The organism is Pseudodesulfovibrio sp. (genome assembly GCF_028692895.1).
In the GTDB taxonomy this organism is placed as follows: Bacteria; Desulfobacterota; Desulfovibrionia; order Desulfovibrionales; family Desulfovibrionaceae; genus Pseudodesulfovibrio.
This window is the reverse complement of the sequence record NZ_JAQUWN010000007.1, coordinates 49205-73477: the sequence shown is the minus strand read 5'-3', so window position 1 is coordinate 73477 and position 24273 is coordinate 49205. Positions and strand designations below refer to the sequence as shown.

The following is a 24273-nucleotide window of genomic DNA, read 5'->3' as shown; positions in this document are numbered from 1 at the left end:
ATAGGCCCCGGCCCTCCGCACGGGCGGGCCGCCGCGGTTCCGAAAGTGAGGTGCGCCTTGCGCTCGGCCATGGGCAACGTCCGGATTGTTTGGGCGGACCGGCTAGTCCGTGGTGATGTCCTTGTACAGGTCGATGTTGTCAAGCGCCTTGCCGGAGCCGAGCACGACCGCGGTGAGCGGGTCCTCGACCACGGTGATGGGCAACTGGGTCTCGTGCTGCAGGAGCATGTCCAGCCCCTTGAGCAGCGCGCCGCCGCCGGTGAGCACGATGCCCCGGTCCACAATGTCCGCCGCCAGCTCGGGCGGGGTCTGCTCCAGGGCGATGCGCACGCCCTGGACGATGCCCTCCACCTGCTCGCTGATGGCCTCGCGGACCTCCTCGGCGGTGATGGGCCGGTTCTGCGGAATGCCGGTGACCAGGTCGCGGCCCTTGACCTCCATGATCGGCTCCTCGTCCCCAAGGGGATAGGCGGAACCGATGTGGATCTTGATCTGCTCGGCCGTGGATTCGCCGATGAGCATGTTGTACTTGCGCTTGACGTGCTGCATGATCGCCTCGTCCATCTTGTCGCCTCCGATGCGGACGCTTCGGGCGTAGACGATGCCGGAGAGCGAGATGACGGCGATCTCGGTGGTGCCGCCCCCGATGTCCACGATCATGTTGGAGGTGGGTTCGGTGATGGGCAGGTTGGCGCCGATGGCGGCGGCCATGGGCTCCTCGATGAGGTAGACCTCGCGCGCGCCGGCGGACTGGGCCGATTCCTTGACCGCCCGCTTCTCCACCTGGGTGATGCCCGTGGGCACGCAGATCATGATCCGGGGCCGGACCAGGCGCCGGGAGTTGTGCACCTTGGAAATAAAGTGGCGAAGCATGGCCTCGGTGACCTCGAAGTCGGCGATGACGCCGTCCTTCATGGGCCGGATGGCGACGATGTTCCCCGGCGTACGGCCCAGCATCTTCTTTGCCTCGGCCCCGACCGCCAGCACGGTCTTGCCACCGCGCGAATCCTTCTTCACCGCCACCACCGAGGGTTCGGACAGCATCACGCCCTTGCCTTTCACATAGACAAGGGTGTTGGCCGTGCCGAGGTCAATGGCCAGATCGTTGGAGAAAGATCCGATAATCTTGTTGAGCAGGCTACCCACGTATACCCCCAGCTTCGATGAAATTCCCGTCGCGTCGCCCGGCGCGATGCGCCTTTCCAATGGACGGAAAGTGCGCTAGCGTACATTTTCTGTGGATGATTGGTAGCAAATCCCACCCGCCCAGGCAATACGCTTGAGCCGGTTTGAGCATATTTTCTCAAGTTTTTCTAAAAAAATTGTGAACCGCACCTTCGCCCTCTCCGCCCACCTCCTGCGCCGCTTCGGCGAGCCTGTCAGGAAAATACCCCTGGACGCCGGTTTCTCCTGCCCGAACAGGGACGGCACCATCTCGCGCGCGGGCTGCCTCTTCTGCAACCCGGACGGCTCGGGCTCTGGCCTGCTGCGCCGGGGCCTCTCCCTGGCCGAGCAGTGGGCCTTCTGGCGCGATATCCACCAAAAGAAACGCCGCGCCCGGCTCTTCACCGCCTACCTCCAGTCCTTTTCCAACACCCACGGGCCCATCGAAAAGCTGGCCGGCACCCTGGACCAACTGGCCGGGCTGCCCGGCCTGGCCGCGCTCTCCATCGGCACCCGGCCCGACTGCCTGGACGAGGCCAAGCTCGACCTGCTGGCCGCCCGGCGCGACGCCCTGGGGCTGCCCGAGCTCTTCCTCGAACTCGGCCTGCAATCCGCGAGCGACGCCACCCTGGCCCGCATCAACCGGGGCCACACCGTCGCCGACTTCGCGGCCGCGGCCCGGGCCGCGGCCGACCGGGGCCTGACCGTGGTCGCCCACGTCATGGCCGGGCTGCCCGCCCCGTACGGCCGCGAAGGCGGGGCCGAGCTCCTGACCACCGTCGACCTGCTCAACGCGCTGCCCGTTGGCGGCATCAAGTTCCACAACACCTACGTCTGCCGGGGCGCCGGGCTGGCCCGCCTCTTCGAGCGGGGCGGCTACGTCCCCCTGACCCTGGACGAATACCTGGACCAGCTCTCGGCCGCGCTCATGCGCCTGTCCCCGCGCGTGGTGGTCCACCGGCTCAACGCCAACCCGGCCACCGGCGAGCTGATCGCGCCCGACTGGGCGGGCAACATGCGCCGCCTCCACAACCGGATTCGCGACCACCTGGACGCGCACGACGTCTGGCAGGGCAAGGAGAACGGCGCGGAGGACGGCCCGCCCGAATGGTTCTCGGCCGGATAGCCGGACACGGAAACTTATCGGCAACGCACCGGCAAACCCGGCGGCGACCGCACGGAAAGCCCAAGGCCGAAGCGCAGGCAACTTGCGCTTCGGCCTTGGGCTTTTTCGAACAAGCGGCAGGCCGCCGCTTTCGGGCAGTATGCTAGAAGCCTTCTTCCAGCGGGGGCCAGACCAGGGCGTAGGTCTCGGGCTCGATGTCGGCCTTGGGCTGGCGGGCGCAGGGACGGCCCGCCACCTTGAGCTCGACGTGGCGGCCCGCGATGCGCAGCCGGTCCTCGGCGTACCACTGGATAGCCTGGGGATAGACGCGGTGCTCCAGCTTGAGGATGCGCGGGGCGAGCACGTTGCCGTCCTCGCCCGCCTGGCAGGGCACGGCGGCCTGGATGACGACCGGGCCGTGGTCCATCTGCTCGTCCACGAAATGCACGGTGCAGCCGGCGATCTTGACTCCGTAGTCGGCGGCGTCCGCCTGGCCGTTCACGCCGGGAAAACTCGGGACCAGGGCGGGGTGGATGTTCATGACCCGGCCCTCGAAGGCCCGCAAGAACACGGATGTGACGATGCGCATGAAACCGGCCATGGCCACCAGGCCGTTGTCGCCCACTCCGGCCTCGACGATGGCGTCGACCATGGCCTGATCGAAGGCCTCTCGGGACCGGTAGTCGGTATGCAGCATAACCTTGTAGGGCAGGTTGTGCCGCTTGGCCCGCTCGATGCCGAAGACTCCGGCCCGGTTGGAAACCACCAGCTTGATCTCGGCGTCCAGTACGCCCTGCTCGATGCGGTCGATGATGGATTGCAGGTTGGACCCGGACCCGGAAACGAGAACGGCGACAGGCAGCTTCATGGCGACTCCTTTCAAAAAAGAAAAAGCGCGGGGATTTTTTTGTACCCCGCGCCTTCTTGGCGTATTCCGCCGCGTTAATCAAGCGGTGTTTTCGGCCCGCCCGTCAGCCAGACGACGGCCATCGGCGCTCCGTCAAAGGCCTTGATCTCCGCGCCCCGGCCAACACCTATCGGCTCGTATATTCTGGCGAATTCCATCCGTTCCGGACGCGAGACCAGGGCCACCCGCATCGGCCGCTCCGTGGACAGGCGGCGTGAGAGCCTGAGGGCCGTGTCGTAATTACCGACGAATTCGCGGCCGAACCGCAGGCCGCGATGGTCGAACAGGATGTTGCCGCAGCCGATGCGCGCGCAGTCGGCCAGCACGGCGTCGATGCAGCCGATCAGCTCGTCCGGGCTGTCCGTGTTGCCGACGACGGTCACGCGCAGGCAGCCTCCCCGCTCTTCCAAGGTGTAATCAACGGGCATGTCCGCTCCTCCGATCCGTCCACGGACCGAGGCGGAGCATACGCCATGGCGGCCGCCGCGGGCAACGGCCGCGCGTCACGAACCGGTTACTTTCCGTCGGCCAGCAGGGCCTCCACCAGTCCGGGGATGGTGTAGTCCGTGGCCTCCACCGCCGGTTTGAAGCCGAACTTCTCGATGGTCCGCGTGGTCACCGGGCCGATGGAGGCGAGCTTCACGTCCGGGCAGCAGCGGAGCGTGTCCGGGGTAATGAGCTCGAAGAAGTTCTCCACCGTGGAGGAGGAGGTGAAGGTCACGTACTGGATGGCCTCGTTCTTCATGGCCTCCTCGATCTCCTCGCCGGACGACTGGACCAGTTTGGTCTCGTAGACCGGCAGGACCGTGACGTTGCACCCCGCCTTCTTGAGCTCCTCGGGCAGGACCTCACGGGCGACCTTGGCGCGCGGGATGAGCACGTCGTTGCCCTGGATGCCGCGCTCCAGCAGCCCGGCCACCACGTGTTCGGCCACGTACTTGTCGGGCACGAAGTCCGGGATGATGCCGCGCTCGCGCAGGGCGTCGGCCGTGGCGGGCCCGATGGCCGCGATCTGCATGCCCCCGAAGATGCGGGAGTCCAGGCCCACGGCCGCGAGCTGGTTCCAGAAGAACTTGACCCCGTTGACCGAGGTGAAGACCACCCACTGGCAGCGGGCGAGCTGGAGGATGGCCGTCTCGACCTCGTTGTAGTCGTCGAGCGGCTCCACCGCGATGGTCGGGAACTCGTGCACGCACGCGCCCAGGCCGGTCAAGGCGCCGACCAGTCCGCTGGCCTGCTCGCGGGCGCGGGTCACGACCACGCCCTTGCCGAGCATGGGCCGCTTCTCGAACCAGTTCAGCTTGTCGTGCAGGGAGCAGACGCCGCCCACCACGATGATGGACGGGGACTTCCAGGCCCGGGCCTCGGCGTCGGCCGCCACGTTCGCGAGGGTGGAGACCATGGAGGTCTGGTTGCAGCGCGTGCCCCAGCGGACCAGGGCTACCGGGGTGTCGGCGGCGCGGCCGTTCTGCATCAAATTTTCGGCGATCATGGGCAGGTTGCCCACGCCCATGTAGAAGACCAGGGTGGAGTTGGACCGGCCGTAGACCGACCAGTTGTTGCCGGACTCCTCCTTGGTGGGGTCCTCGTGCCCGGTGATGAAGCAGACCGAGGTGGTGAAGTCGCGGTGGGTGACCGGGATGCCCGCATAGGCGGCGGCGGCCACGCCCGCGGTGATGCCGGGCACGACCTCGAAGTCGATGCCCGCCTCCACCAGCTCCTCGCCCTCCTCGCCCCCGCGCCCGAAGACGTAGGGATCGCCGCCCTTGAGGCGGCAGACGATCTTGCCGGAGCGCGCCTTGTCCACGATCAGGTCGTTGATCTTGTCCTGGGGCAGGGTGTGCGCCCCGCCCTTCTTGCCCACGTAGAGGATCTCGCAATCCGGCTTGCACCACTTCAGGAAGTCGGCGTTGGCCAGATAGTCGTAGATCATGATGTCGCAGGTCTCGATGATCTCCTTGGCGCGCAGGGTGAGCATGCCCGGATCGCCCGGACCGGCTCCGACGAGAAAGACGTTTGCGGTATGTGCGGTGGTCATGGTTGCTCCTATGGCGACGGCCTAGCCGATTTGTGCAATGGTTTCCTTGTAGGGAGCGGTTCCCGCCCCGTGGACTTCCTCAAAACGATCCACGCCCCTGGTGACGAGAAACAGCTCATAATTGAGCCAAGCGATATACTGCAAAATAAGGTTGTGCAAGGCCGCAAGCTGCGGGTTGTTCCAGATCGGCTCGTGATGGAACACCCTGTTCCGAGGCTTGCGGATGGCCTCCGGCTCCCCGGCCACGGTGGAGCGCTTGAGCGGCTGCGTCCTGCGGGGAAAGGCGGCCTTCATCACCTTGGGCACCAGCGAGTCGTGATACCGCCGGTGCAGTAGGGACGCCCAGAACCCGAAATTCAGCTCGGCGACGTACTTCCCGGCCACCTTCCGCCGGTTGGCGGGGATATGGCTCTCGGCCCGCAGCAGGAGTTTCCGTTCATGGCCGTCGAGCAGCCCTTCCTCGCGAAACCAGAACTCCGTCCCGTAGGCGGCGGAAAGCGCGCCGTGCATGCCGTTGCGCAGGGCTGTCTCAAGATTCTGGAGGCCCGGATACAGCGACTCGCAAAGCCGGATGTTCCACACGTAACGGAGCAGCCAGTCGTAGTCGCCCTCGTCCGGCGACACCTTCTTCGGCAACCGGTACGGCTGGAGCCGCTCCACGGACAGACTCCGCACCAGTTCCTCGACCCGCCCCGATTCCGGGGAATCGCCCGTCATGCCCAAACGTCTTGCCTTTTCCCGCCGGGATGTATATATCTGCCTTGCTGTCCTTGAGAGAAACCCCTCCCGGTTCCAGCCGGTGACGTCCTCAAGGTTCAATGCGAAGCCCCTCTCCGGAGGGGCTTCGTTTTTTTATTCCATCACGCTCTCGAGCCGGGCCTTGAGCTGGGCGAGCTTGGCCTTTTCCTCTTCCATCCCGGCGAGCTTATTCTTCTCGCCCTCGACCACCTCGGCCGGGGCGTTGTTGACGAAGCCGGGGTTGCCCAGCTTGCCGGAGACGCCCTTCATGGTCTTCTCCAGCTTGGCCAGGTTCTTGTCCAGCCGGGCGATCTCGGACTCGAAGTCCACCACGCCCTTGAGCGGCACCGAGAGCTCGTTGCCCCGGACCACGGCCGCGCCCGAGGCGTGCGGCCCCTTGACGTCCGGGCCGATGGTCACGTTCTCCACCCGGGCCAGGGCACGGATCAGGCCCACGTTGTCCGTGAGCACGGCCTCGTCCTCCGGGCCGACCGTGCGCACCAGCAGGTCGAGCTTCTTGGCGGGCTCGATGAGCAGCTCGGTGCGGATGTTGCGGATGCCGGAAACCACGCCCATGAACAGCTCCATCTGGCCCACGACCGCCGGGTCGAGGCAGCCCTCGCGCCGTCCGGGATAGGCCAGGGTGGCGATGTCCTCGCTGCGGTCGTCGCCCTCGGGGCGCGGCAGCACGGACCAGATCTCCTGGGTGATGAACGGGGTGACCGGGTGGAGCAGGACCAGGGTCTCGGAGAGCACGGTCCAGAGCACGGCCTGGGTCCGGGCCTTGGCGGCCTCGTCCTCGCCGTAGAGCGCGGGCTTTATCATCTCCAGGTACCAGTCGCAGAACTCGGACCAGATGAACTTGTAGAGGATCTGGGCGATCTCGTTGAACCGATACTCCTCGGTGGCCGAGGCGACCTCCGCCTTGACCTCCTCCAGCCGGTGCAGAATCCAGCGGTCCGCCAGCCCCTCGGCCTTGGTCACGTCCTCGGCCGGGATGACGTCGGGCAGGTTCATCAGCGAGAACCGGGCCGCGTTCCATATCTTGTTCATGAAGTGCTTGTAGCCCTCGATGCGCTGCTCCGAGAGCTTGATGTCCCGGCCCATGGCCGCGAAGCTGGTCAGGGTGAAGCGCAGGGCGTCGGCCCCGTACTTGTCCACCATGTCCAGCGGGTCGATGACGTTGCCCGTGGACTTGGACATCTTCTTGCCGAACTCGTCGCGGACCAGGGCGTGGATGTAGACGTGATGGAACGGGACGTCCTCCATGAACTGGAGGCCCATCATCATCATGCGCGCCACCCAGAAGAACAGGATGTCGAACCCGGTGACCAGGCAGGAGGTCGGGTAGAACTTGCGCAGCTCGGCGGTGTCGTCCGGCCAGCCCATGGTCGAGAACGGCCACAGGGCGGAGGAGAACCAGGTGTCGAGCACGTCCTCTTCCTGGACGATGTTCTTGGAGCCGCAAGAGGAGCAGGCGGACGGGTCGTCGACGGACACGGTCAGCGCCCCGCACTTCTCGCAGGTCCAGGCCGGGATGCGGTGGCCCCACCATATCTGGCGCGAGATGCACCAGTCGCGGATGTTGTCCAGCCAGTCGTAGTAGGTCTTGGTCCAGTGCTCGGGAAAGATCTGGGTCCTGGACGGCACGGCGGCCCGCGCCTTCTCGGCCAGGGGCTTCATGGACACGAACCACTGGGTGGAGACGTGGGGCTCGATGACGGACTTGCAGCGGTAGCACGCGCCCACGGAGTGGTCGTGCTCCTGGATGTCCACCAGGAAGCCCTGCTCCTTGAGGTCGGTGCAGATGACGGTGCGCGCCTCTTCCTTGTGCAGGCCGCGATAGCGCTCGGGCGCGTTCTCGTTGACGTTGCCGTCCTCGTCCAGGATGGGCAGCACCTCCAGGCCGTGCTTGCGCCCGAGTTCCCAGTCGTTCATGTCGTGGGCGGGCGTGACCTTGAGGCAGCCGGTGCCGAACTCCATGTCCACGTACTTGTCGCCGATGATCGGCAGCTTGCGGCCCACCAGCGGGAGGATCGCCTCCTTGCCGATGAGGTGGTTGAAGCGGTCGTCCTCGGGGTTCACGGCGATGGCCGTGTCGCCGAGCATGGTCTCGGGCCGGGTGGTGGCCACCACGAGCTCGCCCGAGCCGTCGGCCAGGGGGTACTTGATGTGGTAGAGATGGCCGGGACGCGGCTCGTGCTCGACCTCGTCGTCGGCCAGGGCGGTGTGGCAGCGGTTGCACCAGTTGATGATGTAGTTGCCCTTGTAGATCAGCCCCTGCTCGTAGAGCCGGACAAAGACCTCGCGCACGGCCCGGGCGCGCTGCTCGTCAAAGGTGAAGCACTCGCGGGTCCAGTCCACGGACGCGCCGATGCGGCGGATCTGCTTGAAGATGTGGTCGCCCTTCTCCTGCTTCCACTGCCAGACGCGCTCGATGAACTTCTCGCGGCCCAGGTCGTGGCGGGTCAGGCCCTCGGCCTTGAGCTGGCGCTCAACCACGTTCTGGGTGGCGATGCCAGCGTGGTCCGTGCCGGGCACCCACAGGACGTTCCTGCCCTTCTGCCGGTTGTAGCGGCACAGGATGTCCATCAGGGTCTGGTTCAGGGCGTGGCCCATGTGCAGGACGCCGGTGACGTTGGGCGGCGGGATGACGATGGAATAGGGCTCGCCCGGACCATCGGGGTCGGGCGTGAACGTCTTCTCCTCTTCCCAGTGGGTTTCCCACTTTTCCTCGACATCCCAGGGCTCGTAGGCCTTGGCCAGCTCTTTGCGAGACATTGAGATTTCCTTCCTTTTATCGGCTCGTCCGGCGGGCGTTGGCTCCCTGCCTCCCCCGACGGCCTGAAATTTCGTGTGGTTACGCTTGCGCTTTGGCGCAAGCCTTTGATAGCGTCGGACTACCCTTGTCAAGAGAGCCGAGTATGTCAAGCATCCACGTGTATTGGGACGAATCGCATTTCTGGGGACTGCTGGTCGCCCGCGCCCTGACGGCGTGGGCCATACCGCATCGTCTCGTGCGTGGCACAGAGATAGCCGATGGCGTGCTCGGAGGCAAGTCCGGCGAGCCACCGGCCCTGCTCATCGTGCCCGGCGGCCGGGCCAGGGGCAAGGCGGACCGGCTGGGCCCGGCGGGCATGGCAGCCATCCGCGACTTCGTGGACAGGGGCGGGACCTACCTGGGATTTTGCGGCGGCGCGGGCCTGGCCCTGACCGGCCGGTCCGGCCTGGGCCTTTCCCCCTGGACGCGCAAGGGCTACCAAAACCGGCTGCACCATTTCCTCTCCGGCCACGTGGAGGTCGCCCTGACCGCGGGCCATCCCCTGGTGCCGGACGACCTGGGGGCCACGGCCATGCTGCCCGTGTGGTGGCCCGGACGGTTCGACCCGGCGGCGGACGGCGTCACCACCCTGGCCAGCTACGGCGCGCCCGGCCCGGACTTCTGGGTGGCGGACCTGCACCTGGCGTCCCTGCCCAAGGGAACCACCGCGGACTGGGAGCACCTCTACGGCATCCAGCTCAGCCCCGACTTCATGCGGGGCCAGCCCTGCGTGGCCGAGAACGGCTTCGGCGCGGGCCGCGTCATCCTGAGCTACGCCCACCTGGAGACCCCGGCCTCCCCGGACGCCAACCGCTGGCTGCTCCACCTGCTGGAGCGCGCCCTGGACGAGCCCCTCGAAGGCGGGCCGGTGCCCGCCTGGGACGTGGCCGCGCGGCCCGTGTCCTGGGACGATCCGGTCCTGGCCGAGGCGCGGGCGGCCATGGAGCGGATCATCGAGACCGGCACCAGCCACTTCCTGCTCTTCTGGCGCAACCCCTGGCTGTTGGGCTGGCGGCGCGGCATCCCCGGCGCGGGCATCAACTCCCTCTACTCGCTCGTCTGCGAGGCCATGGCCGCCCGGCCCGGCGACGACGCCGTGGCCTTCTGGCACCGGCACCGCGACCGGTTCAAGGTGCTCATGGAGCTCTTCACGGGCGGGCTCTCGGGCTACCTGCTGGCCGAACGCCTGGCCATGACCGTGTTCCACTCCGACCCGGAGGCCGTGTCCCAGCAAGGGCTGAGGGAGCAGCGCGCCGCCCTGTTCGGCGTGCCGCCCGAGCCGGGCGGGCTCTCCGCCGACCTCTCCGCCCTGCTCGAGGAGCTGTTCTGGCGGCTCTCCCCCGGCCGCGACGGCTGACCCCCGGTCAGTTGCCTTGCGGCCCCCCCCTGTGCTATTCCGCCTCCTGGCGGAATGAGACCGGAGGCGCGCCGCCCGCCGTCCGTTTCGCCATACCCTTTCGCCACCAGGAAGCCATGGCCGACGAAACCCCGACCCCAGACAGCCCAACCCCCGGCGCCGAGGACGCCCGGTTCCGTTTTTCCCTCTCCGAGGACGGCATGAAGCTCGGCGTGAGCCGCTACTTCCCGCCCCGGGGCGGCGAGGAGCCCTCGGTCGCGCTGCTCGTGCGCCAGGTGGCCGAGGCAGGGGTGGACCTGCCCGTGGACGAGGAGGCGGCCCGCCAGGTGGTGGACGCCATCCGCCGCCACGGCGAGATCAGGCGCATCACCCTGGTCCGGGGCATACCCGCCCAGGAACCGCGCGACGGTTCGCTCACGGCCCTGGGCAACCTGGACTTCCCGGTCTTTCCCGGCGACCGCTTCGCCCGGCTGCGCAAGGCCCGGTCCGCCGAAAACGGCCGGACCATCGACGGCCGGGTCCTGAAGCCCAAAGGAAAATTCACGCCCGAGATCGTGGAGGTCCGGCCCGGCGAGAACGTGGACTTCGACGCGGCCGAAGAGGCCTTCGTCTCCCGCGTCTGGGGGCTGGCCCGGCTGCGCGACGGCGAGCTGCGCGTAGACCCCATCCCGCACATTTCCGAGGACGCCATCACCGTCACCGGCGCGGTGCACGCCCGCGACTTCCGGGGCGATCCCCTCACGCCCGAGCGGCTGGAAAAGGAGCTGCGCGACCTGGGCGTCGCCATCGGCATCGACGCCGCCCGCCTGGCCAGACTGCTGGCCGAAGCCGGCGCGCGCGAGGGCGTCCTGCCCGACCAGGTGGTGACCCGTGGCCGCTACCCCGTGCCGGGCCGCGACGGCTGGCTGGAATACCTGGTCTCCACCCGAGAGACCGCGGGCATCGAGGACGCGCACGGCCGCCTGGACTTCCGCGACCGGGGCTCGTTCCCCATGGTCGCGCCCGGCCAGGCCATCGGCCGGCTGCACCCGCCCACCCAGGGCGAGGGCGGCATCGACCTCTACGGCAAGACCATCCCCGCGCACGCCGGGCGGGAGCTGGTCCTCCACGCCGGGGACAACGTCACCCGCCTGGACGACGGCGCCACCTTCCAGGCCAGGGCCGCCGGGGTGGTGGTCATGGAGCGCGGCGTGCTCTCGGTCACCGAGTGCCTGGTCATCAACGGCAATGTGGACCTGGGGTCGGGCAACGTGGACGTGGAAGAGGGGTCGGTCAAGATCCGGGGCAACATCCTGGCCGGGTTCCGGGTCACGGCCCCGGGGCACATCTTCGTGAGCGGCTCTGTGGAGAGCGCCACGGTCACGGCGGGCGGCAACGTCGAGGTGGCCGGGGGCATCCTCATGCCCGAAGGCGGCCGGGTCACGGCCGGAGGCGACGTCACGGCGGGCTACGCGATCAACGCGATCATCCACGCCGAAGGCGACGTCCTGGTGGCCAACGAGGCGACCAACTCCCTGATCCGGGCGGGCGGCGAATTCGTGGCCACCAGGGGCCAGGGCATCGTCCAGGGCGGCGCGGTGCTGGCGGCAAGGGGCATGGAGGTCAACGAGGTCGGCTCGGACCTCGGCGTGCCCACCACCGTGGGCGTCTTCCTGGTCCGGGAGGAGGATTCGGACCTGGTGCGGGAGCGGATTTCCCTCAAGCAGGCCATGCGCAAGATCGACGACGCCCTGGGCAAGGGATCGCCCGAGGCCATTCTGGCCCGGACCCGGCCGGACAAGCTCACGGCCGTGTCCGAGCTGCTCGTCCACCGGGAGCGGCTGGCTGCGGCATACGCCGAGGTAAGCCGCGAGCTCGACCGGCTTGGCATGGAGCGCCAGGCCGAGCTGTCGGGCGTCCGCATCCGGGTCAAGCGCTTCCTCTACCCCGGCGCCACGGTCAAGTTCGGCCAGCGCACCCGCACCTTCAAGTCGCGCACCGAGGCGTCCACCATATACTGGGATGAAGAGATCCGGGGCATCGTGGTCCGCTGAGCCGCGCCCATTGCCGGACGCGCGGCTTTCGGGGTATGCCGGACCGGACACGACCCGACAAAACCCCAGCCAAGGCCCCGCGCCGACCCGCCGCCATGGAAAACAGCCACCGCTTCTTCAACAACCGCGACTGCCGCTACTTCCCCTGCCACAAGACCAAACGGCCCGACGACTTCAATTGCCTGTTCTGCTTCTGCCCGCTCTATTTCCTGAAGGACTGCGGCGGCACGCCGCACCTCATGGACAACGGGGTCAAGGACTGCACGCCCTGCCTGCTGCCCCACACCCCGGCGGGCTACGACCGGATCATGGAACGGCTGAGGGCGGAGTTCGCCCGCCTGCGCGGCGAAGCGGGCGACTAGCCCTGCTTCTTGGCCGGGATGGTCCGCTTGCGCGCCTTGAAGGGGTAGTGGGTCAGGTAGTAGTCCAGCTCGCGGACCAGCCGCTTCTTCTCGCGCTGGGCCCGGCGCTCGATCAGCTCCTCGTCCTCGCCCCTGGGCTGGAAGCGGGCGAGGGATATGAAGCATTGCTTGACCCTGGCCAGCTCCTCGGGCCGGTTTTCCTTCCAGTAGTAATAGGCCAGGATCTTGGCCGCGCTCTTGACGGTATCCTTGGGATAGGGAAGCCGGCCTGCGTCCAGGACGGACTCCTTTTCGTCCTCCACCAGGGGCAGGACCTTGAGCATGACCTCCTTGGACCGCTCCAGGGACTGGGGACTGATGCGATAGACCTTGACCTTGCGGCTCCCTTGCCACCACTTGACCATATAGAGCAGGGCCGTCAGTGCAAACAGACCGACCCATACTTCGGTGTCGAACATGAAATGGATTACCTTTTGCGTGTGAGATACGGCTTGAGATTGATCTTGTAGGCCGACGGGTCGGCGCATTCGAGGATTTCCAGGTTGGCGTGGCCCAGGGCCTGCTCGGCCGCAAGGTCCACCAGTTCCGAGGGGATCGGGTGCAGATCCTCGTCCAGGATGATCTTGATCTTGGGCAGGAGCGGCAGGGCCGGGTTGGACTCGTAGACCACGCCGTAGGCCCCGTTGTTCAGCTTGACCAGGCTGCCTGCCGGGAAGATGCCCAGGCACTTGATGAAGAGCTGGACCTCCATGGGGTCGAAGTCCTGCTCGCGCATGCCGTACATGATGGCCAGGGCCTTGTTGGGCAGGATGGCGTCCTTGTAGGATCGGTCGCTGGTCAGGGCGTCGTAGACGTCGGCCAGGCTGATGATCCGGGCCAGGGGCGAGATGTCGCGCTTGACGCGGTGCTCGGGATAGCCCGCGCCGTTGTACTTCTCATGGTGGTGCCGGACGGCCTCCAGGACCTCCTCGGGCACGTCGCCGTTCTTCTCCAGGATGCGGCACCCGTATTCCGGGTGGCGCTTGACCTCGTCGAACTCCTGATCGGTCAGGCGGGCCCGCTTGTTGATGATCCGGGACGGGACCGCCGTCTTGCCCAGGTCGTGCATCATGCCTGCCACGCCCAGGTTTATCAGCTCGTCGTTGCCCATGCCCAGGTACTCGCCGAAGACCACGGAGATGGTGGCCACGTTGATGCAATGGGCGTAGGTGTATTCGTCGTAGGTCGAGAGCTTGGAGAGGCAGACCAGGGTGTCCGGATTGCGCACGGCGCTTTCCACGATGTCGCCCACGGTCTCCAGCGAGGCCTCGTAGTCCACCTTGCGGCCCATCTTGACGTCGGTGATGATCCGGCGGGCGTGGACCATGGCGTTCTCGTAGGCCATGGCCGCCACCTGGATCTCCTTCTCGAAGGCCACCCTCGGACGGATGGGCGGGGAGAAGGTCCGCTCGGCCACCAGCCGGTCCAGCCGGTCCTCGGCGGAGCGGTCGTCCCCGGCGTCCAGGCGGACGAAGGCATGGCTGAACCCCTCCCGGAGCAGGACCTCGACCTGCTCGCGGGACTCGATGGGCCCGGGGCGCGTGTAGAGATTGGGCATGTGCTCCCACAGCTCGCTGGAGAGCTGGACGACCTCCATCCCGGGCTCAAGGTCCTCTACGGACACCTTCCTGATCATTCCGCGCATGCCGTGGTGCAGCCCCCGCGTTGCGATTCGCCTGGATTATAGAGCATACTCCATGGAACGTCTCCTGTCGAGGCGGAGGTCCCGGTCTCGCCCGATCAGAAACAACCGCGCGTGATTACACCTGAAAAAACGGGCCAACCTGTTAAAAAACCACCGCCTCGAACCAGAGGATCGTGGTGGACGGATCGCGCCAAGCGTTCCGGTCCAGCCCGGCCTTGAGGCAGGTCTGCCCGAGAAAGGTCTCGCGGTCCCAGTCCCACTCCACCGGCACCTGGGGCAGGAGCAGGCCGGACCGGCCGGAACGCATCATGATCAGCCCGTGGCGGCCCACCTCCACCAGCTTCGGGTCCGGGCAGGGCTCGATGGGGCTCAGGATGGATATCTCGTACTCCAGCCGCTCGAACTCCCCCGCCGAAACGGGCGGAAAGCGCGGGTCCTCGAAGGCCGCGCTCCGGGCCATCTTCCAGACGGTCCGGCAGAGCTCTCCCGATCCCTGGATCATGCCGATGCAGCCGCGCAGCCGCCCCTCGAGCTTGAGGGTCACGAAGGCCCCCAGGGGCTCGCGCAGCTTTTCCGTGGGCGGGTCGGCCGGGCGGGCCGGGGCGTCGGGCAGGCGCAGGCCGGACGCGACGGACTGGACCACCAGGTCCTTGAGAAAGGTCTTTTCCTCGACGGTCAGGTCGAAACGGAAGGTCTCCATGGCTCACTCCTTTGGCCGGGCCGCCGGCGCGAGCAACATGCCCGCGAACCCGATGACGAACAGGGCGATGACCGAGGCCATGCCCGCGCGCTGGCTGCCCGTGGCCAGGGTCAGCCAGCCCACCAGGAGCGGCCCCGCGAACGAGGTCAGCTTCCCGGAAAGGGCGAAGAGCCCGAAGAGCTCGCCGCGCGCCTCGTCCGGGGCGACCCGCGCCAGGTAGGAGCGGCTCGACGCCTGGACCGGCCCCACGAATATACCGAGCGCCAGCCCGAAAATCCAGAACAGCGTCTTGGACGAGACCAGCAGGATGAGCGAGCCCGGCACGATGAGCCCGGCCAGGGCCCAGAGGATGGTCCGGCGCGGCCCGATCCCGTCGTCCATCCAGGCGAAGGCCGCCGCGCCCAGCCCGGCCGTGACGTTCAGGCCGATGCCGAAGATGATGACCTCGCTCGGCGACATGCCGAAGGTCCCGGCCGCGTAGATGCCGCCGAAGGCGAACATGGTGGTCAGCCCGTCGTTGTAGAACATGCGGGCCAGCAGGAAGAGGCCGATCTCGCGGTAGCGCCGCGCCTCCCGCAGGGAGCTGCGGATCTGGGCCAGCCCCTGGCCCACGGCCTGGCCGAGCGGGACGCGCTCCCCTGCCCCGTCCGGGGTCCAGCAAAAGAGCGGCAGGCAAAAGACCAGGTACCACAGGGCGGTGAGCGGCATGACCGCGCGCACGTTCACCGCAGCCTCGCGCGGGAGGCCGAACCACGCCCCCTGCCCCACGAACCCGTACAGGGCCAGGACCAGCAGGACCAGCCCGCCCGCGTACCCCAGCCCCCAGCCCCAGCCCGACCAGCGCCCCACGGCGGCGGGCGGCGCAAGGTCCGGGAGCATGGCGTTGTAGAAGATGTTGGCGTACTCCGCGCCCACGGTGCCCGCCCCGGCCAGGAGCAGGGCCAGGGGGACGAAGGACGGCTCCGGCCGGACGAACCAGAGCAGCCCGGTGGCCGCCACGCACAGGGCGGTGAAGGCCGCAAGCCACGGCTTGCGGCGACCCGAGCGGTCGGCCACGGCCCCGAGCAGCGGGCCGCCCAGGCCGATGACCAGGCCGCACGCCCCCATCATGTTGCCCCACTGGGCCGTGCCCAGGGTCTCGCTCTCGGCCACGGCGCGGGTGAAGTAGGCGGCGAAGACGAAGGTCTGGACCAGGGCGGCGAAGCCGGAGTTGGCCCAGTCGTAGAAGGCCCAGGACCAAAGGGCGCGGCGTTCCGACTCCGGCCGGGCGGGCATGGGCTAGAGGATCGGCGGCAGGTCCGCCGCTGCGCGGCAGGCCGCCACAAAGGCGCGGGCCGCGGCCGGGTTGCTGCCGAAGTGGAGGTGGATGTAGGAGCCGAGCGTGTTGCCCGCCAGGAATCCCTCGGGCGCGTCGATGACGCCCTTGCGACCGGACACGGCGTAGGCCGTCGGCGGCCCGCCGGGCCCCGGCTCGCCCTGGATGAACGAGTAGTGGAATTCGTGGCCGCGCACCGCCGCCCCGGCCGGGCCCAAGGGAGATTCGCGCCGGAGGGTCACCTCGCGGTAGCCCAGGGCGCGGAACTTCCCGCCCATCTCGGCCCGCAGGGGAAAGACCCCGGACATGGCGTAGCGGCCGCGCCCGGTGACGATGTCGTTCATCAGGTACATGAACCCGCCGCACTCGGCGTAGACCGGGCGACCGGACTCGCAGAACTCGCGGATTTCGCGCCTGAGCCGGTTGTTCTGGCCCAGCTCGAAGGCGTAGAGCTCGGGATAGCCCCCGCCCAGGTAGAGCCCGGCCAGGTCGCCGGGCAGGTGCGGGTCATCGATGGGCGAGAACTCGACCAGCCGCGCCCCGGCCGCGCGCAGCAGGCGCAGGTTTTCCTCGTAGTAGAAGCTGAAGGCCGCGTCGCGGGCCAGGCCGATGGAGACGCTGGCGATCTCGGGCACGGGCTCGAAGGGAGGCACGGCCTCCACGTCCGGCAGGGCCGCGAGCAGCCCGTCCAGGTCGATGCCCGCCTCCACCCAGTCGGCCAGGCGCCGGTAGCGGTCCGAGTCCGGGCCGTCCTCCCCGGCCGTGACCAGGCCGAGGTGGCGCGAGGGCGCGGCCAGGGATTCGTCGCGCCGCAGGCAGCCAAAGACCGGCACGCCGGGCACCAGGGCCATGGCCTCGCGGAGCAGCTCGGCGTGGCTGTCGCTCCCGACCCGGTTGAGGATGACGCCCGCGATGTGCAGGCCCGGGTCGAACCCGGCGTATCCGGCCACCAGGGCGGCGGCGGAGCGGGCCATGGACCGGGCGTCCACCACCAGGATGACCGGCAGCCCCAGGGTCTTGGCCAACTGGCTGGTGGACCCGGCGTCGCCCGTGGGCGAAAATCCGTCGAAGAGGCCCATGACCCCCTCGACCACGGCCACGTCGCAGTTGGCCGCGTAGCGGTTGAAAATGTCCGCGTTGGTCGGCGCGTCGAGCATCCAGCCGTCCAGGTTGTGGCTGGGCACGGGCCGCCCGCCGCGCGCGCAGGCCAGGGCGTGATGTCCGGGATCGATGAAGTCCGGGCCGCACTTGTAGGGCTGGACCGCCAGCCCGCGCCGGGCCAGCGCGGCCATGAGGCCCAGGGAGACCGAGGTCTTGCCGCAGCCGCTATGCGTCCCGGCCACCACCCATGCCTTGATCGCGCTCATGGCTCCCCCCGATCCGGCGGATCAGATAAGGCCCTTCTTGTTGAGATAGTTGAGCATCTTCCGGCCGTGCTCGTGGCTCGGATTGAGCTGGAGGCAGTGGGTCACGGCGTCGGCCGCCCCGGCGAAATCCTCCTGCTCGAACCGGGCGCGGGCCAGGTTGTACCAGAGGTTCTCGTCGTCGCGGGTCAGCTCCAGGGCTCGGCCGTAGTATTCGGCGGCCTGGTCCAGCAGCTTTTTCTTGCGCAACTCGATGCCGTACTCGTTGAAGAGGTGCTTGTGCTCCTCCTGAAAGGCCGAGTCCAGGCGGACGATGCGCTCGAAGACCTCCTGGGCCCGGTCGGTTTCGTCCCTGGCGAGCAGGCACAGCCCCACGCCGAAGTTGGCGCGCACGTTCTCCACGTCCAGGTCCAGCGCCTTGTTGAACTCGAACTCGGCGGTGAAGGTCTCGCCCCGCTTGCGGAACTTCTCGCCGCGCGCCACGGACTTCTGGATCTCGCGCAGGTTCCCCATGACCTCCTTGTAGAGCTGGGGCATGGGCAGGTAATTTTCCAGCAGGTCGTCCTTGGAGACCTGCTCCACCGGCCCGAAGGGCACGTTCTTCTGATTGAGGAGCTGGACGTCTACCTGGCCGCCGTCGCGCTCGCGACAGTAGTAGTGCGCGGTCTGGGTGACGCGCCGGGCCGTGGTGCCCGCGCCGATCTTGCCGCTCTTTTCCACGGCGAAGACGCCCTCGATACGTCCTTCGGAGTTGCTCGTCGTCATGTGGCCACCTGTCGCGCCAGTATGCGGTTGAACGTTGCTCGGCCGATACTACACGGCTTGCGCCGGGATGAGAAGCCCCGCGTCACGCCTTCACGGCCGGGAGCCCGCGCAGCAGCAGGTATCCGGCCGCGCCCGCCAGGCAGGAGGCGCCGAGCACGCCGATCTTGGCCCCGGCCAGCAGCGCCGGGTCCCCCTCGAAGGCCAGGGCCGCGATGAACAGGGACATGGTGAAGCCGATGCCCGCGAGCATCCCCACGCCCGCGAAATGGCGCATGCGCAGCCCGGCGGGCAGCCCGCCCGAAAGCGCGGCCACGCCCCACACCGCCAGGACCACTCCCAGCGGCTTGCCGAGCACCAGCCCGGCCACCACGCCCAGGCTCACGGGGTTGGCCAGGACCGGTCCCGCGCCGCCGCCCAGGACCACGCCCGCGTTGGCCAGGGCGAAAACGGGCATGATGGCGTACTCCACCACCGGGTGCAGGGAGTGCTCCAGCCGTTGCAGGGGCGTCTGGGCCCGGGTGGCCAGGTCGTCGATGGACAGGAGCGCCGAATGGATGCCCGCGTTGGTCAGGACCGAGCTCCCCGGCTCCAGGGCGGAGCGGTACTCGTCCAGCAGCCTGCCCGCCCCGGTGATGAACCCCTCGGGCTCGCACCGGGTCCGGGCCGGGATGGCGAAGGCCATGAGCACGCCCGCCACGGTGGAATGGACCCCGCTCTTGAGGACCAGGACCCAGACCACGGCCCCCACCACGGCGTAGAAGACCGGGGTGCGCACGCCCATGCGGTTGCCGGCGAAGGCCACGGCCAGCCCCGCGGCGGCCGCCAGCAGCAGCCACGTGGAGATGGATGAGGTGTAGAACAGGGCGATGACCAGCACCGCGCCGATGTCGTCCACGATGGCCACGGCCGTGAGAAAGACCTTGAGCTGCACGGGCACGCGGTCGCCCAGCAGGGCCAGGATGCCCAGGGCGAAGGCGATGTCCGTGGCCATGGGCACGCCCCAGCCCTGGCCGCCGGGCCCGGAGCCGTTGATAAGGGCATAGATGGCGGCGGGCGCGACCATGCCGCCCGCAGCCGCCACGATGGGCAGCAGAGCCTGGCTCACGGTGGAGAGCTCGCCCACCATGAACTCGCGCTTGATCTCCAGGCCGACCACGAAGAAGAACAGGGCCATCAGCCCGTCATTGACCCACAGCAGCAGCGGCTTTTGCAGCATGGCCGGGCCGTAGCCCACGGTGAACGGGGTGGTCCAGAGCCTCTCGTAGCTCCCGGCCCAGGGCGAATTGGCCCACAGGAGCGCCAGGACCGCGCAGCCGATGAGGAGGACGCCGCCGCTCGACTGGGTCTTGAAAAAACGGGTGAAGGGCATCAGGACCCGGTCGATGGGGTCGAGGCCGCATTTGATAAGCTTCGGCATGATTTCCTCCCTGGTTCACGGCCCGGTCAGGAACCGGCTTTTCCGCAAAAGAGCATGTCGTCCACCTCGGCGGCGGACAGCGGACGGTAGAACAGGTAGCCTTGGACGTACCGGCACCCCTCCTTTTCCAAAAAGGCGAGCTGGGCCGGGGTCTCCACGCCCTCGGCGACCACCTTGAGTCCCAGGGACGAACCCAGGGAAAAGACGGTGCGCACGATGGCCTGGCTGTCCTGGTCGCGCTCCACGCCAGTGATGAAGGAGCGGTCCACCTTGACCACGTCGATGGGGAAGCGCTGGAGGTAGGACAAGGACGAATAGCCGGTGCCGAAGTCGTCGATGCAGACCTGAATGCCCAACCCCTTGAACTGGCGGAGCACCTCCTCGGCCATGGCCGGGTTGTCCATGAGCGCGGACTCGGTGATCTCGATGTTCAGGCTCCCGGCGGGCAGGCCGGACTCCTCCAGCACGCGCGAGACCTGGTTGAGAAGCATGGGCTGGCCCAGGTGCTTGCCCGAGATGTTGACGTTGAGGGTCAGCGAGTCGCTGAAGTGGGCGCAGTAGCAGTCCTGCCACTGGCGGACCTGGGCGCAGGCGTCGGCCAGGACCATGTTGTCGATGGCGTGGATCAGCCCGGTATCCTCGGCCAGCGAGATGAAGTCGCCGGGCATGATGATCCCGTGCTCGGCGTGCCGCCAGCGGACCAGGGCCTCGAACCCGCAGATCAGCCGCGTCTCCAGGCAGACGATGGGCTGGTAGGCCACCTCGAACTCGCGCAGGTCCACGGCGCGCCGCAGGTCCGTCTCCAGGGCCATGAGCTTGAGGGCCTGATCGTGCATCTTCCGGTTGAAGACCTTGAATCGGGACTTGCCCAGCTCCTTGGCGCGGTACATGGCCGTGTCCGCGTCCCGCAGCAGGGCCTCGGGCCGGTCGTAGCCCTCGGTCTTGAGCACGATGCCCATGGAGGCGGAGGTGAAGACCTCGTTGCCGCCGATGACAAAGGGCTGGCGCACGCCGTCCAGGATGCGCCGGGCGATGGTGATGGCGTCGCGCGGGGCGGAGATTTCCTCCAGGAGGATGGCGAACTCGTCGCCGCCGAACCGGGCCAGGGTGTCCACGGACCGGCCGCAGGACTCCAGGACGCGGGCCACGCCGCGCAACAACTCGTCGCCCGTCTCGTGGCCCAGGGAGTCGTTGATGACCTTGAACCGGTCCAGGTCCATGTAGATGACCGCGTAGAGGTGCTTGCGGCGTCTGCCGCGCTCCATGGCCAGGCGGAGGTGGTCCAGGAACAGGGCCCGGTTGGGCAGCCCGGTCAGCGGGTCGTGGAAGGCCTGGCGCTTGAGCTGGTCCTCGGCCTTCTTGCGCAGGGTGATGTCCTCGATGGACCCCTCGTGGTAGAGGATGGTCCCGTCCTTGTCCCGGATGGCCCGGGCGTTCTCCGAGACCCAGATGATCCGGCCGTCGCGGCGGCGGACCTTGGAGACGAAATTCTTGAGTTCGCCCTTTTCCTTGATGAGCCGCAGGTACTCCTTGCGTCGGCCCCGGTCCACGTAGAGCTGGGTGCCGCTGTCGTAGACCCCGTTCATCAGTTCGTCGGGCGACTTGTAGCCCAGGATGCGGGCCAGGGCGGGGTTGGCGCTCAGGAAGCGGCCGCCGGGCGAGGACTGGTAGATGCCCTCCACCGCGTTTTCGAAGATGGCGCGGTACTTCCGCTCCGCCTTGCGCAGCGCCTCGCCGATGACCTGGCGCTCGGCGATCTCGATCTTGAGCTGGGTGTTGGTCCTGAGCAGCTCGCCGGTGCGCTCCTCCACCTTCTGCTTGAGTACGTCGCGCGCCTCCTGCAATTCCTTGGTCTTTTGGCGAACGCGCTCCTCCAGCCCGCTCACCAGCTCGCCGATGTGCCGGGCCATGGTCCGCATGGCCCCGGCCAGCTCGCCGACCTCGTCCCTGGAGTCGATCTCCGGCGCGTCGCCGGAAAAATCGTTGCTGGCCACGCGCCGGGCATACTCCGAAAGCAGGGAGAGGGGTTTGGAGATGCTCAGGATGAAGACGAAGGCGATGACCAGACTGCCGCCGAACAGGAAGGCCATCAGCACCTGCTGCTCCACCACGGCGTCGCGGATGTGGCGGGCGATGATGCTGGAATCCATGCCGATGTGCACATACCCGGCCAGGCCGGTCAGGATGGGCTGGGCCACGTGCAGGTACTCGCCGCCGCCGAACTGGACGTCGCGCAGCAGGTGCTCGTCGCCGAGCAGGGTCCCGGCCGTCTCGCGGATGAGCTCGCGCACCTCGGGGGGCACGTCGGGGATGAAGGTGTGGGCGATGATCTGCCCGTCCTCGTCGGCCACGGCCACGTAGGAGACCCCGGCGATGGCCTGGTACTGGTTGATGCGCGCCTGGACGCTGCCCGCCTCCTGGTCCAGGATGGTCACGATGTCCGACTCGGCCACGCTGCGGGCCAGGGCCAGGGCCTTGGACTCGTACTCCCGGGTCATCTCCTGCTTGAGGCGGTTGCCGAAGGTGGCGGACGAGACCACGGAGATGACGCCGAAGATGATGACCATGAAGAGCATCGGCTTGAGAAAGAGTCTGGGAGCCTTCACGGGCGCAACCCCTCCCAGTCGGCCAAGGGCTGGAACCGGCCTTCCACCACGGTGGTGTAGTAGACCACGTCGAGCCCCTGGTGGTCGCCCGGCCCGAAGGTCACGTTGACCCCGATGCCCAGGTCGAAGTCGCGGATGGACTCCAGGACCTCGGGGATGCGCTCGCGCGTCGGGTTGTCGGCCATGCGCCGGACCATCTCGCCCAGCAGCACGCCGTTCAGAAAGCCCTCGAAGCTGACGAAACTGAACCGGCGCGGCTTGTATCCCTGTTCCGAGAGGTCCGGGATGCCGGCGTAGGCGTCCATGAGCTCCCGGTAGCGGCGCACGCCGGGCAGCGAAGTGTCCTCGTAGCTCGGGACCACCTGGGAATTGATCAGCCCGGAGGTATAGCCGCGCCCGGTCTCCCGCTCGGCCCGCATGAGCAGCTCCAGCATCTTGTCGCTGTCGGCAAAGGAGAGGCCGGCAACGGGGATGGCGTACCCGGCGTCACGCAGGTTGCGGACGAAGGCCGCCTGGGAGGCGTAGGTGCCCACCACGATGACGGCGTCGGGCTCGGCCGCCATGATGTGCTTTACCTCGCGGCCGAAGTCCTGGTCGAAGCTCGCGCCCCGTTGATAGGCCGCTTCGGAGACGAGGGGCAGCCCGTGGCGCCTCAGGGCCCGGCGCACGCCGTCCCAGCCCGTCCGGCCGTAGGCGTCGCTCTGGTAGAAGACCGCTATGCGGCTCCGCCCGATTCCGACAAGGTGGTCCACCAGCCCGGCCGTCTCCTGGAAATACGAGGCTCGCAGGTTGTAGACGTAGCGGCCGAAGGGCGCGGCCCTCAGCGGCATGGCCCCGGTGAAGGGAAAGAGCAGGTAGACGTGCCGGTCCTCGTATTTCTGGAGGAGCGGCAGGATGTGCGTGGTGGTCGGCGTGCCCACGTAGGAGAACAGGGCGAAGACCTCGTCGTCCTCGATGAACTTGAGCGTGTTGCGGAAACAGGGAATCAGGTTGTACCCGTCGTTGGCGGGCTCCACGCGGATGGTCCAGCCGCCCGCGCCGCCCTGGGCGTTGAACTGGTCGATGTAGGCCATGAAGCCGCGATAAAACTCGATGCCCAGCTCGCCCGTGGCCCCCGTGAAGGCCGCGGACATGCCGAACACCAGCTCCTTCGCGGGCTTTTCGCATTGCGCGGGATACGCCGAAAGACCGACCAGGGCCGCACAAAGGGCGCAGGAAAAGAGTAGCTGCCTGATTTTGGACACGATCAAATCAATGCCATCGGTCAATAAAAAGTGCAACCTCTCCTGCGGTTTCACACCATGATTTCCCGCACTGGACCGGCCCGCGCCCAGGGTGCTATAGCCGAAGCATGAGCCGATCCGCAGCCCGCCGACACCGCCTGGCCCTCGGGGCCCTGACCCTCGCCCTGGGCGGGGCCGTGATATTCCTGCTTCTGCGCGTCAACGAGTGGGAGACGGTCCGCTACCAGGCCGTGGGCCGCGTGGTCGACGCCGGGGGCGTCCCGATCCCCGGCGTGGAGATAGCCCTGCTCCTGGCTCCGCCGCCATCCGACGGCCCGGCGCGCGACGCCCTCTTCGAGCGCGAGGGCCTGGAGCACGGCCGCCTGGGCAAGGACGGGATCTTCACCGGCGCCGTGGGCCCGGCCGTGGGGCTTTCGGACGCGGGCGGGGCCATTCTCGTCCGGGCCAGGGGCCGCCTCGGCGCGGCCCACGCCATCCGCATGGGGCTCGACCGCTCCGGCCGCCCCGCCTTCGAAACCGCCTGGCTCGTCCTGCGCCGCCCCGGCAGCCCCGACGCCACCCGCACCCTTTCCCTCCTCGGCTGGCGGTCCGCCCCAAAGGGATGGGGCACCTTCGCCAACCGCATTCCGCTCATCGTCCTCGATCCCTAGGCC

At 68.0% G+C, this 24273-nt stretch carries 20 protein-coding genes; 5 read left to right on the top strand and 15 right to left on the bottom strand.

The window, feature by feature from the left end; genetic code table 11:
• Positions 1-102: 102 nt before the first annotated feature.
• Positions 103-1146, bottom strand: a complete 1044-nt coding sequence (locus PHP91_RS03290; RefSeq protein WP_300136806.1) for a rod shape-determining protein — start codon at positions 1144-1146, stop codon at positions 103-105.
• A gap of 178 nt (positions 1147-1324) precedes the next feature.
• Between PHP91_RS03290 and PHP91_RS03285 the strand changes: the two genes are divergently transcribed.
• The gene (locus PHP91_RS03285; protein WP_300136803.1) at positions 1325-2290 is read left to right on the top strand and encodes a TIGR01212 family radical SAM protein; all 966 of its coding nucleotides are present in this window, start codon (positions 1325-1327) and stop codon (positions 2288-2290) included.
• Positions 2291-2432: 142 nt separating this feature from the next.
• On the opposite strand, the gene purN is transcribed toward PHP91_RS03285, so the two are convergent.
• The 5 genes from purN to PHP91_RS03260 form a co-directional block, all read right to left on the bottom strand.
• A complete protein-coding gene (gene purN, locus PHP91_RS03280) occupies positions 2433-3137 on the bottom strand; it encodes a phosphoribosylglycinamide formyltransferase (RefSeq protein WP_300136801.1) in 705 nt (234 codons plus the stop codon).
• A gap of 74 nt (positions 3138-3211) precedes the next feature.
• A complete protein-coding gene (locus PHP91_RS03275) occupies positions 3212-3604 on the bottom strand; it encodes a hypothetical protein (protein WP_300136798.1) in 393 nt (130 codons plus the stop codon).
• Positions 3605-3690: 86 nt separating this feature from the next.
• The gene (cobA, locus tag PHP91_RS03270) at positions 3691-5214 is read right to left on the bottom strand and encodes a uroporphyrinogen-III C-methyltransferase (RefSeq protein WP_300136795.1); all 1524 of its coding nucleotides are present in this window, start codon (positions 5212-5214) and stop codon (positions 3691-3693) included.
• 21 nt (positions 5215-5235) lie between these two features.
• Complete coding sequence (locus PHP91_RS03265; protein ID WP_300136791.1) at positions 5236-5931, bottom strand: hypothetical protein; 696 nt, start codon at positions 5929-5931, stop codon at positions 5236-5238.
• Positions 5932-6066: 135 nt separating this feature from the next.
• Positions 6067-8733: a valine--tRNA ligase gene (locus PHP91_RS03260; protein WP_300136788.1), complete on the bottom strand. Its 2667-nt coding sequence runs from the start codon at positions 8731-8733 to the stop codon at positions 6067-6069.
• A gap of 143 nt (positions 8734-8876) precedes the next feature.
• On the opposite strand from PHP91_RS03260, the gene PHP91_RS03255 reads away from it, so the two are divergent.
• The 3 genes from PHP91_RS03255 (at position 8877) to PHP91_RS03245 (ending at position 12525) form a co-directional block, all read left to right on the top strand.
• On the top strand, positions 8877-10130 hold the full coding sequence (locus PHP91_RS03255) for a BPL-N domain-containing protein (protein WP_300136785.1): 1254 nt from the start codon (positions 8877-8879) through the stop codon (positions 10128-10130).
• Between the two features lie 116 nt (positions 10131-10246).
• Positions 10247-12163, top strand: a complete 1917-nt coding sequence (locus tag PHP91_RS03250; protein WP_300136783.1) for a FapA family protein — start codon at positions 10247-10249, stop codon at positions 12161-12163.
• 95 nt (positions 12164-12258) lie between these two features.
• Positions 12259-12525 (top strand): cysteine-rich small domain-containing protein, encoded by a 267-nt coding sequence (locus PHP91_RS03245; RefSeq protein WP_300136781.1) that lies wholly within the window; start codon positions 12259-12261, stop codon positions 12523-12525.
• Here PHP91_RS03245 and PHP91_RS03240 read toward each other — a convergent pair.
• The 9 genes from PHP91_RS03240 to PHP91_RS03200 all read right to left on the bottom strand — a co-directional run bounded on the left by PHP91_RS03240 (position 12522) and on the right by PHP91_RS03200 (position 23620).
• Positions 12522-12983 carry a hypothetical protein gene (locus PHP91_RS03240; protein ID WP_300136778.1) on the bottom strand — a complete coding sequence of 154 codons (462 nt, stop codon included), beginning with the start codon at positions 12981-12983 and terminating at the stop codon, positions 12522-12524. The two genes, PHP91_RS03245 and PHP91_RS03240, sit on opposite strands and share 4 nt — an antisense overlap.
• An 8-nt stretch (positions 12984-12991) precedes the next feature.
• On the bottom strand, positions 12992-14200 hold the full coding sequence (locus tag PHP91_RS03235; RefSeq protein WP_300136775.1) for an HD-GYP domain-containing protein: 1209 nt from the start codon (positions 14198-14200) through the stop codon (positions 12992-12994).
• A 151-nt stretch (positions 14201-14351) separates the two neighbouring features.
• A complete protein-coding gene (amrA, locus tag PHP91_RS03230; RefSeq protein WP_300136772.1) occupies positions 14352-14909 on the bottom strand; it encodes an AmmeMemoRadiSam system protein A in 558 nt (185 codons plus the stop codon).
• A gap of 3 nt (positions 14910-14912) precedes the next feature.
• Positions 14913-16184, bottom strand: coding sequence for an MFS transporter (locus PHP91_RS03225; RefSeq protein WP_300136769.1), 1272 nt, complete (start codon positions 16182-16184; stop codon positions 14913-14915).
• A gap of 3 nt (positions 16185-16187) precedes the next feature.
• Positions 16188-17591, bottom strand: coding sequence for a cobyrinate a,c-diamide synthase (locus PHP91_RS03220; RefSeq protein ID WP_300136766.1), 1404 nt, complete (start codon positions 17589-17591; stop codon positions 16188-16190).
• A gap of 21 nt (positions 17592-17612) precedes the next feature.
• Complete coding sequence (locus tag PHP91_RS03215) at positions 17613-18353, bottom strand: tetratricopeptide repeat protein (protein WP_300136763.1); 741 nt, start codon at positions 18351-18353, stop codon at positions 17613-17615.
• Positions 18354-18435: 82 nt separating this feature from the next.
• Positions 18436-19770 carry a Na+/H+ antiporter NhaA gene (nhaA, locus tag PHP91_RS03210; RefSeq protein ID WP_300136760.1) on the bottom strand — a complete coding sequence of 445 codons (1335 nt, stop codon included), beginning with the start codon at positions 19768-19770 and terminating at the stop codon, positions 18436-18438.
• 26 nt (positions 19771-19796) lie between these two features.
• Positions 19797-22376 (bottom strand): EAL domain-containing protein, encoded by a 2580-nt coding sequence (locus PHP91_RS03205; protein ID WP_300136757.1) that lies wholly within the window; start codon positions 22374-22376, stop codon positions 19797-19799.
• Positions 22373-23620 carry an ABC transporter substrate-binding protein gene (locus PHP91_RS03200; protein WP_300136754.1) on the bottom strand — a complete coding sequence of 416 codons (1248 nt, stop codon included), beginning with the start codon at positions 23618-23620 and terminating at the stop codon, positions 22373-22375. Before PHP91_RS03200 ends, PHP91_RS03205 begins: the two co-directional genes overlap by 4 nt.
• Before the next feature lie 107 nt (positions 23621-23727).
• On the opposite strand from PHP91_RS03200, the gene PHP91_RS03195 reads away from it, so the two are divergent.
• Positions 23728-24270: a hypothetical protein gene (locus tag PHP91_RS03195; RefSeq protein WP_300136751.1), complete on the top strand. Its 543-nt coding sequence runs from the start codon at positions 23728-23730 to the stop codon at positions 24268-24270.
• Positions 24271-24273: the final 3 nt, after the last annotated feature.